Source organism: Occultella glacieicola (genome assembly GCF_004353825.1).
GTDB classification, from domain to species: Bacteria; Actinomycetota; Actinomycetes; order Actinomycetales; family Beutenbergiaceae; genus Occultella; species Occultella glacieicola.
On sequence record NZ_SMNA01000012.1, the window covers coordinates 109,705 to 125,689 of the forward strand.

The following is a 15,985-nucleotide window of genomic DNA, read 5'->3' on the forward strand; positions in this document are numbered from 1 at the left end:
ATGAGCCCGGGTCAGCCAGCGTCCAGCCGAAGCAGGGCACGGCGGTAGCTCTCATCCTCCCGGGTCGCGATCCGCCGGACCTCGGACGACGGGAGAGCCACCGCATCGCGCCCGGCCGCGAGCAGCAGCCGTGCCATCTTCACCACCATGAGCGTGACGTCCAGCGCAGCGTGCGCCGTCAAGGCATGTGCGACCATCCCGTGACCCTCCAACAGCCAGACGTTCGAACAGCCGGTCCCCGCCCGAACCAGGTTCAGCGCCTGCTTCGCGAGTTCCAGGCCCGGATCGTGGTAGTCGAGAAGAACGGATCGTGTCCCGCACATCACCACGTGATCGGGGATCATGCGCTGCCGGGCCAGCTCCTCCCCGCGTCCGGCGGCCATCAGGGCAAGCACGGGTGTCGGATGGGTATGCAGGATGACCCCGGCACCGAGCTCCGCGCCGAGTACCGCATGCAGGCCGGCCTCAACGGACGGACGTGCGGCGGCCGGGTTCGCTCGGTCGACCAAGACCTCCTTCCAGTCGGCGTCGGTCGAACACTGCTCGATCCCGGCGACCAGGCGGTTGCGGCTCACCTCGACGAAGTCGGATGGCCGGAGATGGCTCAGGCGTGTGCCACTCGCCGTGACGTGGAAACGATCGTCCGGCGTCTGGACCGAGATGTTGCCTTCGGCCGCGACGACGAGGTCGCCGCCCGGGGCGCCGGCGGCTCTGGCCGTCTCCGCGGCCAACGCCAGCTCCTGGTCATCGGCGGCCGTCGTGTGGCTCACCATCCCGCCGGACTGCCGACACGGGTGCGTTCGCGGGCGAGTGCTGCGCCGGATCGCCGGTAGGCATCCAGTGGCTTGTCAGGCACGCCGAGCTGTTGCCGTGCCTGGAGAACGAGCGGCCGGCCGTCGGTCTGGTAGGCGTCGTCGATGATCTGGTTGCACCCGACCACGTCGCCGTCGGCCTGGGCACGTTCCAATTCGTCGAGATCGACCAGGAGTGCCTTGGCGAAGGCCAGTTGGACCGCATCGATGCTGCGCAGCATGGCCGACATCTTGTCCTCGACCATCGCGCACTGGTCGATCTTGTAGAGGATCTCGCGAGCGGGACCCGCCACAACGGGGTCCGGGTCCTCCTCGGCCTTGATCAGCTCCAGACAGATCAGGAAGAGTTCGTGCGGGTTGACCGCGCCGACGAACAGGTCGTCGTCACCGTACTTCTTGCTGTTCAGGTCGAACCCGCCGAGCCGCCCGCGGCTGAGCAGGGTCGCGACGATGTGTTCGATGTTGGTCCCCAGCGGGTGATGCCCGATGTCCACCAGCACGCGCGCCCGAGGTCCGAGCGATTCGCACAGCAGGAGCGACTGTCCCCAGTCGGCGATGTCGGTGTGGTAGAAGGCAGGTTCGAAGAACTTGTACTCGAGCAGCAGGGACATGTCGTTCGGCAGGTGGCCGTAGATCTCGGCCAGTCCTTCCTCGAGCCATCGGCGCCGGCGCCGGAAGTCCCCTTGCCCCGGGTAGTTGGTGCCGTCGGCCAACCAGAGTGAGATCTGGTGCGATCCCGTGGATTGAGCGATGGCGATGCAGTCGACTACGTGGCCGATCGCCTGGGCGCGGATGGACGCGTCGACGTTGGTGAGGGAGCCGAGCCTGTAGTTGTCCTCCTGGAACAGGTTCGGACTGATCGAGCCGATTCGCACACCTCGCTGTTGTGCGTACGTGGCGAGCGCGGCGTAGTCGTCAACGGCATCCCATGGGATGTGCAGGGCCACGGTCGGTGTGACACCGGTCAGTTGGTGAACCTCGGCGGCGTCCTCGATCTTCTCCCAGACGTCTCTGGCTGTTCCAGGCGTGTCGAAGACCTTGAAGCGGGTGCCGGTGCTGACGTATCCCCACGACTGCGTCTCGATGGCCAGCCTGACGACTCTGTCGACGACTTCCTGCGGGTCCCGGGTCATGCGGTGTCCTCTCGTGGGTTCGGCTGCTGGTCGGGTTCGTATCTGTGAACGGTCTGGGTATGGCTGACGAGTGCCCGGCAGGCTGGGGTGTCCTGGACGCTGCCCAGGGCACGCGCCTGGAGCAGGGCGTTTCCGAGCAGGGATGCCTCCACCGGTCCGGCGAGAACGGTCCGGCCGGCGGCGGTGGCCAGGGCTCGTCCGAGGATCGGCAGGGCAGCACCACCGCCCACGAGATGGATGGCCTGGCCCCGGGTTCCGAGCATGGCCTCGAGGTCCTCGATCGCTCGCACGAATGTCAGGACCAGGCTGTCGATGATGGCTCGCACCATCTCGGCACGATTCGCCGGACCCCGGCCGGACCTCTCCCGGGTCAGCTCGGCGATGAGGGTCGGCATGTCCTCGGGTGCGAACAGGCGGGGATCCTCGCTGTCGAAGACCAACTGGCCCGCCGGAAGCACAGCGGCGGCCGCGAGCAACGGGTCCGCGGGCGTGTCGGTCCAACGGCCCAGGCACTGGTTCAACAGCCACAGCCCGGCCGCATTGCGGTGGATCGTGCTGACTCCGTCGACACCGAGTTCGTTGACGAATCCGGTACCGAGCGCGCTCTCGGCGGGGAGGCGCTCGGCCGACTCGACTCCGACGAGGGCCCACGTTCCGCACGAGATATAGATGAAGTCGTCGCTTCCGGCAGGAGTGGCCACGATGGCTGATGCGGTGTCATGCCCGGCGACCGTCACGAGCGGCGTCCGGCCCGCCACGCCTAATTGGTCACACAGGTGCGGCAGGAGCTCGCCCCGGACGGTGCCGCACGGCTGTACCTGTGGCATCGCGTTCCGGTGGATGCCCACGTTGGCCAACAGCTCCGCTGACCAGCCCAGCGTCCGGAGATCGAACAACTGGGTGGTGCTCGCCCACGAGCAGTCGGTCGCTGCGTGGCCAGTCAGGCGATATGCGACAAGATCACCGATCGACAGCAACTTGGCGGTCCTGCCGAGTGTCGGCTTGGGCTCAGTGAGCAGTTGGGCAGCGGTGCTGAAGTCATGGGGCATCAGGCCCGTGATCGCCCTCGTCCTGCGCTCGTCGAAGCGACGGCTCACTCCCCGCGTCCGCGTGTCCCGGTATCGGAAGGGCGCGCCGATGAGGGAGCCACCTCGCTCGAGCAAGCCATAGTCGGCCCCCCACGCGTCGATGCCGACGCTGTCGATCGGCCCGTGGTCAGCAACCTGCCGAGCGGCGTCGAGCGTGAGCGTCATGAGTTCCTCGAAGTCCCACCGCGCACCGCGGCTGTCCGAGGTCGGCGTGGCGAACCTGATCAGGTCGAGCACCCTCAACTCGGACTCATCGACGTGGACACGAGCGACGCGACCGCTCGTTGCGCCCAGGTCGATCGCCATTGCGTGCATCGTCGCTCCTTGGACCGCTCCAATACCCCTGGCCAGCGAACCTAGGCGCGGGCAGAGGTCGCCGTCAAGAGCCCGTTCGATCGCGAGCTAATCTTCGCCGTGATGCTTCAGTTCAGGCTGCGAAGTGCCTTGACAGCACCTGCAGAACCTGCCACCGTTCAAAGGTTGAATCGCTCCAATGCTTGGATTCGAACGTCCCCACAACGGAGAGTGGACAATGCGACACACCAGCACACCGGAGACCCTCGTCCCGCCGACACCTGACAGTCCACGTGGCATCGTGACCCGACGCACTGCCCTACGCGCGGGCGCCGCGCTCGGTGCGACGGTAGGGGTCCTTGGTACGGCCCAGGCGGCACATGCCAACGGTCAGGCGAGCGGGCACCGCCGCCTGCCGCTCGCCCGGGGCGGGCGAACCTCCTATAGCGTCTACCTCGGAGCCGAGGAGAGTCCCGTCGCGCGACACGCGGCGCAGGAATTGGTCGACTACCTCGGCGAGATCACCGGTGCATCGTTCCCGCTCGTCGTGGCGCCCGAACCGCCGCGGTCCGGGCAACTGATCGTCGTCGGCCGTCATAACCCCGTGGCCGTTGCCGCGGACCTGCCCTTCGCGGACCTCTCCGATGACGGCTTCTGCCTGCGCACGGTCGACACCGACCCCGAGGCGAGCGACCGCGCCAGCATCCTCATCGCGGGCGCCGGCGACCGGGGCACGCTCTACGGCGTCTACTGGTTCCTGGATCGCCTGTGCGGCGTTCGGTGGTTCGGCCCCGAGTACACGGTCGTTCCGCGCCAGCGGGTGCTGACGCTGCGGCAGTCGGAGGTGAACGCCGTCAAGGTGCCGCGGTTCCGCTTCCGGGAGGTGTTCGCGGCGGATGGTGCGGACCAGGCGTTCCGGCACCGCAACCTGCTGAACGGCAACAGTCACCACCTGCGCGAGCAGCCATGCCCGCCGGAGCTCGATAGCTGGTCCGACTTCTGGCCCTACGAGGCACACAACTTCCACCAGATCGTGTCGGACCAGAGTTTGTGGCACGGCGGTCAGCTCTTGGCGATGGAACCGGCGACCCGTGATCAGGCCACCGCCGAACTGATCCAGCGGATCGACGCGAAGATCGAGGAGGGCCGCGACCCGTCGTTCGGGTTCAGCCAGATGGACTGGTCATGGCAGCCGGACGCGGACAGTGCCGCCTTCGCCGACGCGCACGGCGGGGCACTGTCGGCACCGATCATCGACATGCTGAACGAGGTCGCGGACGAGGTCGGTCAAGTGATCCCGGACGCCCGACTGGCCACCCTTGCGTACCAGTTCACCTTCCGCCCACCGACCGGCCTGGAAGTCAGCGACCGGGTCCTCATCACCGCGGCACCGATCTGGGCCGACTTCGCTCACCCCCTGTTCGGCGAGGGCAACCCCGAGACGGCGGCCGACCTGGACGGGTGGACCCAGCTCACCGACCAGATCGTCGTCTGGACCTACAACACGAACTTCGAGAACTACCTGCTGCCGTTCCCGAACTGGTGGACGATGTGCGAGTCGCTGAAGCAACTGGCCGAGAGATCGGTCCAGGGGTACTTCGGTCAGGCCGCCTGGGACAACGGCGGCGGCGCCGAGACCGCCGAGCTGCGCGCCTGGGTCCTCGCACGGCTGCTCTGGGACCCCGAGCTCGAACCCGACGAACTCATCAGGGAGTTCGTCGACAACTACTACGGCGCCGGCGGCACTCAGGTCTATGAGTACCTGGAACTGCTGGCCGACTCGGTCACCTCGACCGGAGCGGCACTGCCCTGCTACATCTCGTCGGTCGCGCCTGCGTACCTGCCCTTCGAGACGGTGTGGCAGGCGGACCTGCTCCTCGACCGCGCGGAGCGGAACGTCCGCCGTGACGAAATCCTGCTCACGCACGTGCGGATCCTGCGGATGGGCCTCGACATGGTCATCCTCCTGCGCCGCAACGAGCTCGCCAGCGCCGCGGCAGAACACGACATCCGTTGGGACCTAGAGATCGATCGTCGGATCGCCCGGTTCAACGGCGCACTCGACGCCTCGGGAATGACCGCTTTCCGGGAGATCCTTGCCGGCGCCGCGTTGGGCGACGTCGACTGGCTTCGCCGGTTGGTCAGCATCACGCCCAGCCCGGCAGCGCCGCCCGCCGAGGTCGCGGGCCTGCCCGCGAGCGACTGGGTCGACTATCAGGAGCTGGACTTCACGCTCTATCCCTTGAACGCCGACGTCGTCGAGGACGCGGCCGCCTCGAGCGGATACGCGGCCCGGATGACCGGCGGTTCGATCGACTGGGGGATCCAGCTCGAGCTGAGCCTGCTTCCGCCGGACATCGACTGGACGGTCTATGTTGTGGTCCGTGCCGACACCCAGTCCGAGGATCCGACAGCTCGCGCTATGTCGATCGGCGTCTACCCGCCGTTCGGCAACTACATCGATCTCAGCGTCGGACAATTCTCGGACGGCGCCTTCCACACGATCGAGGTGCCCGGGACCTACCGGAGCGACAGTGCGGAGGTCGTCTGGGTCCAACCCCCCGGCTCGACCGCCATCTCCCACCTGTACGTCGACCGGATCTTCGCGGTCAGGGCGTAGCACTTCGTGGTGAACATCGAGGACGTGGCCCGGCTGGCCGCCGTCGGCCGCTCGACGGTCAGCAACGTCATGAACCGGCCGCACATCGTCGCCCCAGCGACGCGCAAGCGCGTCCTCGATGCCATGGAGAACCTGGGATTCGTGCCGAACGAGTCCGCCCGCGTGCTCGCGGGCGGACCCGGTCGTTTCGTCGGCGTGGTCGTCCACGACGCCTCGAACCCGTTCTTCGGGGAGATCATCCGCACGGTCGAGGACGCCGCTCTCAACCTTCGCTACATCGTCTCCACCACGAACACCGGCGCGGACCCGGTGCGCGAGTCGACGGCCGTGGAGCTGCTCATCCAGCAACGCGCCTCGGGGGTCCTGATCACCCCCTCGGCCCTGCCCGCCGATGCCCTCGGCCGCCTGCGCCGCATCGGCACGAAGGTCGTGGTGCTCGACGCACCCGGAGAGTCCGGCACCTGTTCGGTGGCCATGGATGACACGGCCGGTGGCCGGCTGGCGGGTCAACACTTCCTCGACTACGGCTACCGGAGCTTCGCGTTCATAGGCACGCCGGCGCGCACGACGCAGCACGCCGCGCGCCTGGCCGGGTTCCGGGCGGCGCTCGAGGAGAGCCCGTTGGGTCGCCGCCTCGACGTCCAGGTGATCGAGGTTCCTCACGAGGACATCGTCAGCGGTCGGCAGGCGGCGGAGCGGCTCCAGCACCGGGACTCCCCCGTCGCCGTGCTCTGCGGCAACGACCTGATCGCCATGGGCCTGTCCTTCGCCCTGCAGGAACGCGGCACGGTCGTCCCCCAGGATGTGACGATCTGCGGCTACGACGACATCGACATGGTGCGCTACCTCAGCGTTCCCCTCACCACCGTGCGCCAGCCCGTGCGCGACATGGCGCGCACCGCCCTCGACCTCCTGGTCGAGGAGATGAGGAGCCCCGAGCACGAGCACCAGGCCGTGCTGTTCGCCCCGGAACTCATGATCCGAGCCTCGACCGCCCGCCAGTAGCCGTCGCACGCTGTTCCAGGGTTGCCGTCCTGAAGACGCGGACCGCTCCCCCTCGCCGCATCACCGAAGGAGACGATCATTCCTGACTGCATGCCTCCCGATCATCACGGTGCCTGGATCACCTCGGCAGCGTGGCAACGGGACCCGGACGGTCCGCTGCCCGTGCTGGCCCGCGCCTTCCAGGTGGCGGGCGAACCCGCCGACGCCACGCTGAGCATCGCCGGCCTCGGCGTGTACTGCGCACGCATTGCGGGCAGGAGGGTCACGTCGGCACTCCTCGAACCGGGCTACACCGACTACCGCATCCGCACCGAATGGGCCGCCCACGACGTGACCGACCTGCTGACCACCGGGCGGAACGTGCTGAGCATCGACCTCGGCCCCGGCTGCTACCGCTCGGCCCCGGCCGATGACCGCTGGACCAAGATCCACACCGACTTCGGTGACCTCGGGGCCTGCGCGGTCCTGGAGTGGCGCGATGCGAGCGGCACGCACCGCCTGGCCACCGACCTGACCTGGCACGCGACCCTCGGACCGGTGCGCCGCGCGAACTGGGTGGGCGGCGAGGACTACGACGCCCACCACCTCGCCGACCTGACCACGGTGCAGGACTGGCCGGACGCCGTCGGGGCCAGGATGCCGAGCGAGCTGGTGCTGACCCGCAAGCAGATCCCACCGCTCGAGCGTGTCGAGGACCTGCCTACGGTCGCGCTGACCGAACCTGCGCCCGGTGTCTACGTGGCCGACTTCGGGGTCAACTTCGCCGGGTGGGTCGAACTCGATCTGCCGGCCCGCACGAGCGTCACGCTGCGCCCTGCTGAGCTCCTGAACCCGGACGGCTCCATCGATCCGCGCACCCAGGGCTGGGGGCCCGTCTATCACCGGGTCAGCACGGCCGAGTCCCGGCTGACCTGGCATCCGCAGTACATGTACAACGGGCTGCGCTACCTGGAGATCGAGGGGCTCAGCCAGGCACCGGCAACCGATTCCGTGCGCGGCATCGTGATCGCCGCGGGGGCCGAGTCGGCTGGTGACTTCCATTGTTCCGACGAGCGGCTCAACTCGACCCACCGGATCATCAAGCGTGCCGTGACGTCCAACATGTACTCGATGTTCACGGACTGTCCGCAGCGCGAGAAGCTCGGCTACCTGGAGCAGCTGCACCTGGCCTTCGACACGCTCCACTGGAACTACGACGTCGGCGCGCTCCTCGAGAACACGCTGCGGATCGCTCGGGAGGCCCAGGCGGAGTCGGGTCACCTCGGGCTCTACGTACCGGAATGGGATCCGTTCCCGGACCCGTGGCGCGGCGACGTCAACTTCGGTGCCGCGCTCGTGTTCGTGCCGTGGCAGCTCTACCGGGCCTACGGTGACGACGGGATCCTCCGAACCACCTATTCGGCCTCGGTCCTTTGGGTGGAGCACGTCCTCGCCTCCCGCACCGACGGCGTGATCGAGTACGGACTTGGTGACTGGGACGGCCGGGAGCCACGACACGTGCCGCTGGTCGCCACGGCCACCCTCGCCCGTGCCTGCACGGTGCTGGCGCTGACGGCGGCGGCCCTCGGCGACGACGCGGACCGGGCCCGGTGGGACACCCAGGCCGACGATCTTCGGACCATGGTGTCCGACCGCTTCGTGGCGCCGGACGGGCGAGTTGGGGGCGGCACCGTCGCCGAGCTGGCAATCGCACTGCAGAACGGGGTGGTTCCGAAGCACCTCGTGCCCGCGGCACGCGAGGAACTCGCACAACGCATCCTCGCCGACGACCTGCGCCTCGACGTCGGCGAGGTGGCGATGGCGGCGCTGCTCGGCGTGCTCGCCGACGCCGGCCAGCATGACCTGATCCACGCCGTCACCGTCCAGGATCGCCACCCCGGCTACGGCTACCAGCTCCGCCACGGCGCCACCTCCCTCACCGAGACCTGGGACGGGCCCACCTTCGGATTCAGCCAGAACCACTTCATGAACGGCGTCGTCGACCACTGGTTCTTCTCCCATCTGGTGGGCATCCAGCAGTCGGCACGGTCGGTCGCCTACCGCGAGCTCGTGATCCGGCCGCAGCTGGTGCCCGGGGTGACCTCGGCCCGGGCATCGCACCGCACGCCGGCCGGCGAAGTCTCAGCCGACTGGAGCCTCGACGGCGCCCAGTTCACACTGACCCTCAAGACACCTCGAGGAACTCGTGCCACCGTCGAACTGCCCGACGGCACCGTGATCGACGTCGCGGGCCCCGTGAACACCGTTGGGTGCGCCTTGGCTGAGCGGACGCAGGTGACAACCCGACGGCGGGGGCCTTCCTGAGGCACCCCGCCGCCGGGAGACCCGACTCAGGCGAGGCTCAGTGCCGCGGCTTCCCGCACCGGCGTGCCCACATAGTCGCCGGCGTGCCCGGCCTGCCCGAAAATGCCCATGCGCTCGGCGATGATCGCCGACATCGCTGCGCGGCCGGCCTTCGCGGCGGGCGCCGGGTCAGCGGCCAGCGGGTCCTCGGCGAGCGCCACCCGCATCGCGGCGGCGTAGGCCATGTGGGAGTCCATGCCCTGGTTGATCTTCGTGACGCCGAGCTTCGTCGAGCGGGCCTTCTCCTCGTCGGGCACGCCCCACGACTCGGGCAGGCCACCGCCGTGGGCGTTGATGACCGCACGCAGGTGCGCGGGCAGCGAGGACGACCCGTGCATCACCAGGTGGGTGTCCGGGATGAGCGCCGCGATCGTCTCGATGAGGTCCATGCGCAGCACCGTGCCGTCCGGCGGGCTGGTGAACTTGTAGGCGCCGTGCGAGGTGCCGATCGCCACCGCGAGCGCGTCCACGCCCGTCTCCTCGACGAACCGCTTCGCCTCCTCGGGGTCGGCCAGGACGATCTCGGCGTGCGTCGCCCCGTCCTTGGACCCACCGATCGTGCCGAGCTCGGCCTCGATCGAGACGCCACGCTCACGCGCGTACGCCACCACCCGCTTGGTCACCTCGACATTCGCCTCAAAGCTCGTGGGCTTGTGGGTGACGGGGTCGAGGCTGCCGTCGATCATCACGCTCGAGAACCCGGCGTCGACCGCCCGCTTGCAGGTCTCGAAGTCCGGCCCGTGGTCGAGGTGCACCACGACCGGGATCTGCGGGTAGTGGTCCACGGTACGCAGCAGCAGGTCCCAGTACAGCTCGTCCGACGCGAATGCCGAGGCCCCTGCGATCGTCTGCACGATCACCGGCGAGTTCGTGGCCGCCGCGGCATCGAGCACCGCCTCCACCTGCTCGATGTCGGTCACGTTGAACGCCCCGACCCCGTAGCCGCCGGCGCGTGCGTGGTCGAGTACCTCCCGCAGGGAGCAGAGTGTCATGGTGTTGGCCTTTCAGGTTGAAGACGGCGCAAGGTGCGAGCGCTCGATCGGGCCCGCTCGGGCGCTACCATAACAGAACGAAGCCAAATGACATTGGTTTAGTTACGTTCGAAGGAGTCCAGTAGATGAATTCGCAGGTGATCGTCGGCGTCGACTTCGGCAGCTCACGAATCAAGGCCGCGGCGTACGACCGCTCCGGCGCCCTCCTCGCGCTCGAGGCGGTGGACACCCCCGTGCAGCACCGCTCAGACGGCGACGATTTTCCCGTACTCGACCTCCTCGCCGCCGCCCACCATGCGATCGGCGCCCTCCACGCCGGGCCGGTCGCCGGCATCGGCATGACCTCGATGGGCGAGGTCGGCACCGTGGTCACCGACTCCGGCCTCGCCCCGCTCGACTTCCCCTCGTGGTACGACAGCCGCGGCGAAGAGATCGTCGCCGCCCTCGAGCGGCGCTGGAGCCCCACCCACCTGCGCAACCTCACCGGACGTCACACCCGTCTCGCCTCGACCGTGGCGAAACTGGCCCACGCGCACGCTCACGCCCCGGTCCCCGCCGGCCTCTTCGTCGGCCTGTGCGGCGCGCTCGCCCACCAGCTCGCCGACCATGCCTGGCAGGAAGCCAGCCTTGCCACGACCAGCGGCGTACTCGACCTGCTCCGCCGCGAGTACGTGCCGCAGATCTGGGACGCCGCCGGCCTCGGCCACATCGGACTCGCCCCCGTCCGCCCGCCCGCGCACAGCCACCCCGCCATCACCGCCCTGGCGCGCTCGCTCGGCCTGGTCGAGGGCGCCGCCGTGGTCATCGCCGGCCACGACCACCCGGTCGCCTCGGTCGGCGCGGGCGTGCGAGCGGGCGAAGTCTCCGACTCCATGGGCACCGGCGAGGCGATCATCGCGGCGCTACCCCCAGGACACACGCTCACCGCGGCCGAGCTGGCCACCCACCTCGACCGCGACCCAGACCTCAGCTTCGAGTTCTGGCCCGCCGACGGATCGCTCCTCGCCGTCTGGGAACGCATGCGCCCCGGCCTGGCCATGCGCACCTTCCTCGAGAACAGCAGCCACTCTCGCGCGGTGCTCGACGGCGGTGCAGCACCTCCGAGTCGGTCCGTCGCCTTCTCCGGGGCTGATCTCTCGACACTGCAGTCCGGACGGCGGGTGGAGGGCCCCTACGACGCACTCGGCTGGGGCGAGCTCATCGATGCCTACGTGCTGCTGGCGAACGAGGGCGATGAACTGGCGCGTGCGGTCTCGGGCGCAGCCGGCGCCACCGTGCTGACCGGCGGCGGTCTGCGCTCACGGCGCTGGCGGCAGGCCAAGGTGGCGCTCGGGCCGGACCGGCTCGAGGTGTCCACCGTGGCCGAGGCAGCCACACGTGGTAGCGCCGCCATCGCAGGCATCGCCCTCGGCTGGTGGCCCCGCGCCGAGGAGATGCCTGGCGGCACGCGCACTCCGGTGAGCTCCGCCGTCGAGATGGAACAGGTGGCGAGCACGCTCGATGGGTGAGAGGCGCCGAGTGCAGAACGACGCCCTCGGACCTTCGTTCGCTTGCGCATCCGTGTAACCTTCCGGTGATGCACGCTTCCCAGCGCCGTGAGGCGATCATGACGGCGGTGTTCGAGAAGGGCACCGCGCGCACCCGCGACCTCGCGGACTCCCTCGGGGTCTCCGAGGTGACGATCCGCACCGACTTCGAGGTGCTCGAACGGCAGGGCCGGGTGGCGCGCGTGCACGGCGGTGTCACGATGTCGGAGACGCCGCTGATGGGTTACGACGCCCGCGCCGACCAGAACGTCGACGCCAAGCAGCGCATCGGCGCCGCGGCCGCCGCCCTCGTCGCCGACGGGACCACGATCATCCTCGACTCCGGCACCACGATCTTCGCGCTCGCCCGGCACCTGCCCAGCGTCAACGACCTTGTGGTGCTGACGACTGGCGTCAACATCGCCCTTGCGCTCATGGAAGTGAGCGGGGTGCACGTGCGGCTGCTCGGCGGCCGGCTGGTGCCGCACATCGCCGCCACCGTGGGCACCCCCCGGCAGCAGGGCCTCGAGGGCGAGATTGCCCATGTCGCATACCTCGGCGCCGGCGGCATGGACGCCGATCACGACGTGGTCGAGGGCTCCCTGGACATCGCGGAGTCCAAGCGCTCGCTGGTCAATGCATCCCGCCGCCGGATACTGCTGGCGGACTCCACGAAGTGGTTCACGTTGGACCGGCACAAGGTGGTCAACGTGTCGCAGTTCGACACGGTGGTCACCGATGCACAGATGCCTGCGAGCACCCAGGCGGCGATCCGCGACAGCGGTGCCGAGCTCATCCTCGCCTGAGCCGGCCGACGCCCGACGCGAGCCATGCTCGCGAGGTTAGGCTGCGCCGTCGGGCATCGCGAAAGCGAACCCATACCAAAGTTTGCTACTTTCGAATTCCATCGGGTACAGTCTGGCACGGCCGCCTCCGTGGTTACGCACCTTCGAACAGCACGGTTGACGTGGCCCGCCCCATCTCGAGGAGGAGAAACCCCGATGCACCGCAGACTCGTTGCGACCGCCGCCGTCGGCGCCGCGGCAGCACTCGTTCTTGCCGGCTGCTCGTCTGACGACGGCTCCGGCGACACCGTCACGCTCGACTTCAGCCAGTGGTGGGAGGTCGAGCTGAGCGAGGGCGTCATGCGCGGCCTCATGGACCGCTTCGAGGAGGAACACCCGGGCATCGAGGTCAATCTGATCTCGAACCCGTACTCCGCCACCGTGGATCTGCAGACTGCCGCGGCCGCCACCGGCACCCTCGCCGACATCGTCGCCATCAACGGCGCGAGCGTCTATGACCTGCAGGACCAGGGCGCGATCACCGACCTGTCCGCGCTGATGGACGACGCCGGGTTCGACCCGGCCGAGCTCGTCAGCAACGACCAGATCGACGGCGTGACCTACATGGTCCGCGCACTCAACTTCGCGTACCCGCTGTACTACAACACCGACCTGCTCGACGCCGCCGGGGTCACCGAGCTGCCGACCACCTGGGCGGAGTTCGACGAGGCTGCTGCCGCCGTGACCGACCCCAGCAGCAACGTGTATGCATGGTCGCTGCCGATCAACGTGCAGTCACCGGCGGGCTTCGACTCACAGTCCTGGCTGTGGTCGTCCGGCAACCGGATGCTCGATGACCGGCAGCCCAACTTCGAGACCCCTGAGGTCGCTGACTGGCTGACCTTCCTGCAGGGCCAGTACGACGGCGGTTACGTCACCCCCGGTGCGTTCACGCAGCAGGAGCAGCAGAAGGTCGAGGAGTTCACGGCCGGGCGCAACGCCTTCCTCATCGGCTCGCTCGCCCATGTCCAGGGCATCCGGGAAGCGAACCCCGACCTCAACTTCTCGATCGGATCGGTGCCGGCTCAGGACGGCGAGCCCTCCGGCATCGCCGGCGCGAGCTGGGGCCTGGGCATCGCCGAGAACAGCGAGCACAAGGAAGAGGCGTGGCAGCTGATCGAGTGGCTGATGTCCGAGGACGTGAACTCCGAGCTCGCCACCGAGGCCACGGGGTTCCCGGGCAACGCGTCCTCGGTGCCGGGCTTCGTGGACGGCGACCCGCTGTACGAGCTGGCGTTCGAGGTGTACTCCAGCAGCGAGTTCGTGACCGAGCTCGAGGGCCTGCCGCAGGCGCTCGACCTCAACCGCAACCTCAACGAGAACCTCGTGCGCCTGCTGCAGGGCGAAGCGAGCGTCGAGCAGACCCAGGCTTCGCTCCAGGAGTACTGGACCGGCGTCCTCAGCGACGGCTGACCCACGCGGTGGTGCCGGCTTGCCGGCCGGCACCACCGTCTGCTGCCGCCCACCACCGAAGCGTCTGGAAGGCCTCGATGTCTGCAACAACAGCACCTGCACGTCGCAGGTCCGCCCCCACCGGACCCAGGTCCGGCGCTACCGGACCCAGGTCCGGCCGATGGTGGCGAACCACCCTCACGGCCTACGGCTACATGTCACCCACCCTGCTGGTGATGCTGATCATGATGGCCGTCCCCGTCGCCATGGTGTTCGTGTACTCCACGCTCTCCAACGTGGTGATGGAACGCGACCCCGAGTTCGTGGGCATCGAGAACTACCTGACGCTGTTCGGGGACGAGATCTTCCGCAAGGCGCTCGGGCAGACCGCCATCTTCACTGTCACGTCGGTGACCCTGCACCTGCTGATCGGGCTCGGCTTCGCGATGATGCTCAACAGCGGGCTGCTGCCGCGGCTGGCGGCGGCACTGTTCCGGGTGATCTACATCCTGCCTTGGGTCTTCACCGCCTCGATCGTGGTGATCCTGTGGCAGTTGCTGCTGAACCCGAACGGCGTCATCAACTACCTGCTCGAGGCAGCTTCGCTGATCGACTCGAAGGTCGAGTGGTTCTCCAACCCCAGCCTGGCGCTCGGCACGGTCATCTTCATCAACGTCTGGGCGGGGTACCCGTTCATCATGATCAGCCTGCTCGCCGGGCTGCAGGGTATCCCCGGTGACCTGTACGAAGCCGCGGAGATCGACGGCGCAGGCTGGCGTGCGCGGTTCTTCAACATCACGATCCCGCAGTTGTTCCCGATCCTGCTCGCGGTGGCGATGCTCGACTTCATCTGGAACCTGCAGCAGTTCCCCATCATCTGGCTCGCCACCGGCGGCGGGCCGCTCAACGCCACCGAGACCATCGCGACCTTCACCTACAACCTGGCGTTCTCCAAGCACGAGTTCGCCATGGCCTCGGCCAGCGGCGTGGTGCTGTTCGTCGTGTCGGCGATCGTGGCGCTGTTCTACGTACGGCACCAGAAGGCGAGGGACTGACGTGAGCATGACGACGACACGGTCACGCGGCCGCTCGGTCGGGGCACAGCGGGTCGCCCTGTGGATCGGCCTGACGCTCGGCGCGATCTTCGCGGGCTTCCCGGCACTGTGGATGCTGCTGAGCTCATTCAAGCCCAACACCGAGATCTTCCAGTTCCCGCCGACCTTCCTGCCGGACACCTTCACCATTGGCGCGTACACCGACATCCTCACGAACCCCGAGAAGCTCCGGTTCTTCATCAACAGCTACCTCGTGGCCGGCGCGGTCGTGCTGCTGACGCTGCTCGCCGGGATCATGGCAGGCTACGCGTTGAGCCGGTTCCAGTTCCCCCTCAAGAGCCTGCTCAACACGGTGGTCATCTCCGTCCAGGCGGTGCCGCCGATCACGTTGCTGATCCCGTACTTCGGGCTCGTGGTCTGGCTGAAGCTGTACGACTCGCTCTGGGCGCTGATGCTGACCTACATGGTCGCCACGATCCCGTACGCGATCCTCATGATGACCGGCTACTTCAACACGATTCCGCGTGAGCTCGACGAGGCAGTGAAGGTCGACGGCGGTAACACCATGCGCACGCTGTGGCAGGTGCTGGTGCCGATCGCACGGCCAGGCATCGTGTCCGTGGGCGCTTACACCTTCATGGTGGCGTGGAACGAGTTCCTGTTCGCCCTCACCCTGACGCAGAGCAGGGAGAACCGGACCGTGCCCGTGGGCATCCAGCTCCTCATGGGGGAGCACTCGTTCAAGTGGAGCGAGATGATGGCCATGAGCGTGCTCGGGTGCCTGCCGGTCCTCGTCCTCTTCTTGATCTTCCAGCGGCAGTTCGTCAGCGGTATGACCGCCGGCGCTGTCAAGAGCTGACCGTTCCTCCTACGAGAGAGA

12 protein-coding genes are annotated in these 15,985 nt (G+C 68.2%); 8 read left to right on the forward strand and 4 right to left on the reverse strand.

All coding sequences use genetic code 11. The features are described from left to right. Window positions 1-11: 11 nt before the first annotated feature. From EXU48_RS20555 to EXU48_RS20565, 3 genes are read right to left on the reverse strand one after another with little or no spacing between them, the layout of a single operon-like run. Window positions 12-770 (reverse strand): class II aldolase/adducin family protein, encoded by a 759-nt coding sequence (locus tag EXU48_RS20555; RefSeq protein WP_165962925.1) that lies wholly within the window; start codon window positions 768-770, stop codon window positions 12-14. Beyond that, window positions 767-1,945, reverse strand: a complete 1,179-nt coding sequence (rhaI, locus tag EXU48_RS20560) for an L-rhamnose isomerase (protein WP_133109560.1) — start codon at window positions 1,943-1,945, stop codon at window positions 767-769. Before rhaI ends, EXU48_RS20555 begins: the two co-directional genes overlap by 4 nt. Next, entirely contained in the window at window positions 1,942-3,348 is a 1,407-nt protein-coding gene (locus EXU48_RS20565; RefSeq protein WP_133109561.1) for a rhamnulokinase, read from the reverse strand. Before EXU48_RS20565 ends, rhaI begins: the two co-directional genes overlap by 4 nt. Window positions 3,349-3,628: 280 nt before the next feature. Here EXU48_RS20565 and EXU48_RS20570 point away from each other — a divergent pair, with 280 nt between their 5' ends. From EXU48_RS20570 to EXU48_RS20580, 3 genes are all read left to right on the forward strand, one after another. After that, on the forward strand, window positions 3,629-5,947 hold the full coding sequence (locus EXU48_RS20570; RefSeq protein WP_165962926.1) for a DUF4838 domain-containing protein: 2,319 nt from the start codon (window positions 3,629-3,631) through the stop codon (window positions 5,945-5,947). 9 nt (window positions 5,948-5,956) lie between these two features. Continuing rightward, window positions 5,957-6,952 (forward strand): LacI family DNA-binding transcriptional regulator, encoded by a 996-nt coding sequence (locus EXU48_RS20575; protein WP_165962927.1) that lies wholly within the window; start codon window positions 5,957-5,959, stop codon window positions 6,950-6,952. Window positions 6,953-7,042: 90 nt separating this feature from the next. Next, entirely contained in the window at window positions 7,043-9,256 is a 2,214-nt protein-coding gene (locus EXU48_RS20580; RefSeq protein WP_133109564.1) for an alpha-L-rhamnosidase, read from the forward strand. Between the two features lie 26 nt (window positions 9,257-9,282). Here EXU48_RS20580 and EXU48_RS20585 read toward each other — a convergent pair whose 3' ends face one another. Then, entirely contained in the window at window positions 9,283-10,287 is a 1,005-nt protein-coding gene (locus EXU48_RS20585; protein ID WP_133109565.1) for a ketose-bisphosphate aldolase, read from the reverse strand. Window positions 10,288-10,412: 125 nt separating this feature from the next. Between EXU48_RS20585 and EXU48_RS20590 the strand changes: the two genes are divergently transcribed. The 5 genes from EXU48_RS20590 (at window position 10,413) to EXU48_RS20610 (ending at window position 15,964) form a co-directional block, all read left to right on the forward strand. Then, window positions 10,413-11,795: an FGGY family carbohydrate kinase gene (locus tag EXU48_RS20590; RefSeq protein WP_133109566.1), complete on the forward strand. Its 1,383-nt coding sequence runs from the start codon at window positions 10,413-10,415 to the stop codon at window positions 11,793-11,795. A 68-nt stretch (window positions 11,796-11,863) separates the two neighbouring features. Further along, window positions 11,864-12,619, forward strand: coding sequence for a DeoR/GlpR family DNA-binding transcription regulator (locus tag EXU48_RS20595; RefSeq protein WP_133109567.1), 756 nt, complete (start codon window positions 11,864-11,866; stop codon window positions 12,617-12,619). A 195-nt stretch (window positions 12,620-12,814) separates the two neighbouring features. After that, window positions 12,815-14,071, forward strand: coding sequence for an ABC transporter substrate-binding protein (locus EXU48_RS20600; protein WP_133109568.1), 1,257 nt, complete (start codon window positions 12,815-12,817; stop codon window positions 14,069-14,071). Window positions 14,072-14,265: 194 nt separating this feature from the next. Next, on the forward strand, window positions 14,266-15,105 hold the full coding sequence (locus EXU48_RS20605) for a carbohydrate ABC transporter permease (RefSeq protein ID WP_197522705.1): 840 nt from the start codon (window positions 14,266-14,268) through the stop codon (window positions 15,103-15,105). A 7-nt stretch (window positions 15,106-15,112) separates the two neighbouring features. After that, window positions 15,113-15,964: a carbohydrate ABC transporter permease gene (locus EXU48_RS20610; protein ID WP_133109570.1), complete on the forward strand. Its 852-nt coding sequence runs from the start codon at window positions 15,113-15,115 to the stop codon at window positions 15,962-15,964. The last annotated feature ends 21 nt before the right edge of the window (window positions 15,965-15,985 follow it).

Excerpts from the sequence above, each read along its gene's own strand:
- EXU48_RS20565 (WP_133109561.1), bottom strand. The coding sequence starts at position 3,348 with ATGCACGCAATGGCGATCGACCTGGGCGCAACGAGCGGTCGCGTCGCT.
- EXU48_RS20605 (WP_197522705.1), top strand. The coding sequence starts at position 14,266 with ATGTCACCCACCCTGCTGGTGATGCTGATCATGATGGCCGTCCCCGTC.
- EXU48_RS20590 (WP_133109566.1), top strand. The coding sequence starts at position 10,413 with ATGAATTCGCAGGTGATCGTCGGCGTCGACTTCGGCAGCTCACGAATC.
- EXU48_RS20600 (WP_133109568.1), top strand. The coding sequence starts at position 12,815 with ATGCACCGCAGACTCGTTGCGACCGCCGCCGTCGGCGCCGCGGCAGCA.
- EXU48_RS20585 (WP_133109565.1), bottom strand. The coding sequence starts at position 10,287 with ATGACACTCTGCTCCCTGCGGGAGGTACTCGACCACGCACGCGCCGGC.
- EXU48_RS20610 (WP_133109570.1), top strand. The coding sequence starts at position 15,113 with ATGACGACGACACGGTCACGCGGCCGCTCGGTCGGGGCACAGCGGGTC.
- EXU48_RS20595 (WP_133109567.1), top strand. The coding sequence starts at position 11,864 with ATGCACGCTTCCCAGCGCCGTGAGGCGATCATGACGGCGGTGTTCGAG.
- rhaI (WP_133109560.1), bottom strand. The coding sequence starts at position 1,945 with ATGACCCGGGACCCGCAGGAAGTCGTCGACAGAGTCGTCAGGCTGGCC.
- EXU48_RS20580 (WP_133109564.1), top strand. The coding sequence starts at position 7,043 with ATGCCTCCCGATCATCACGGTGCCTGGATCACCTCGGCAGCGTGGCAA.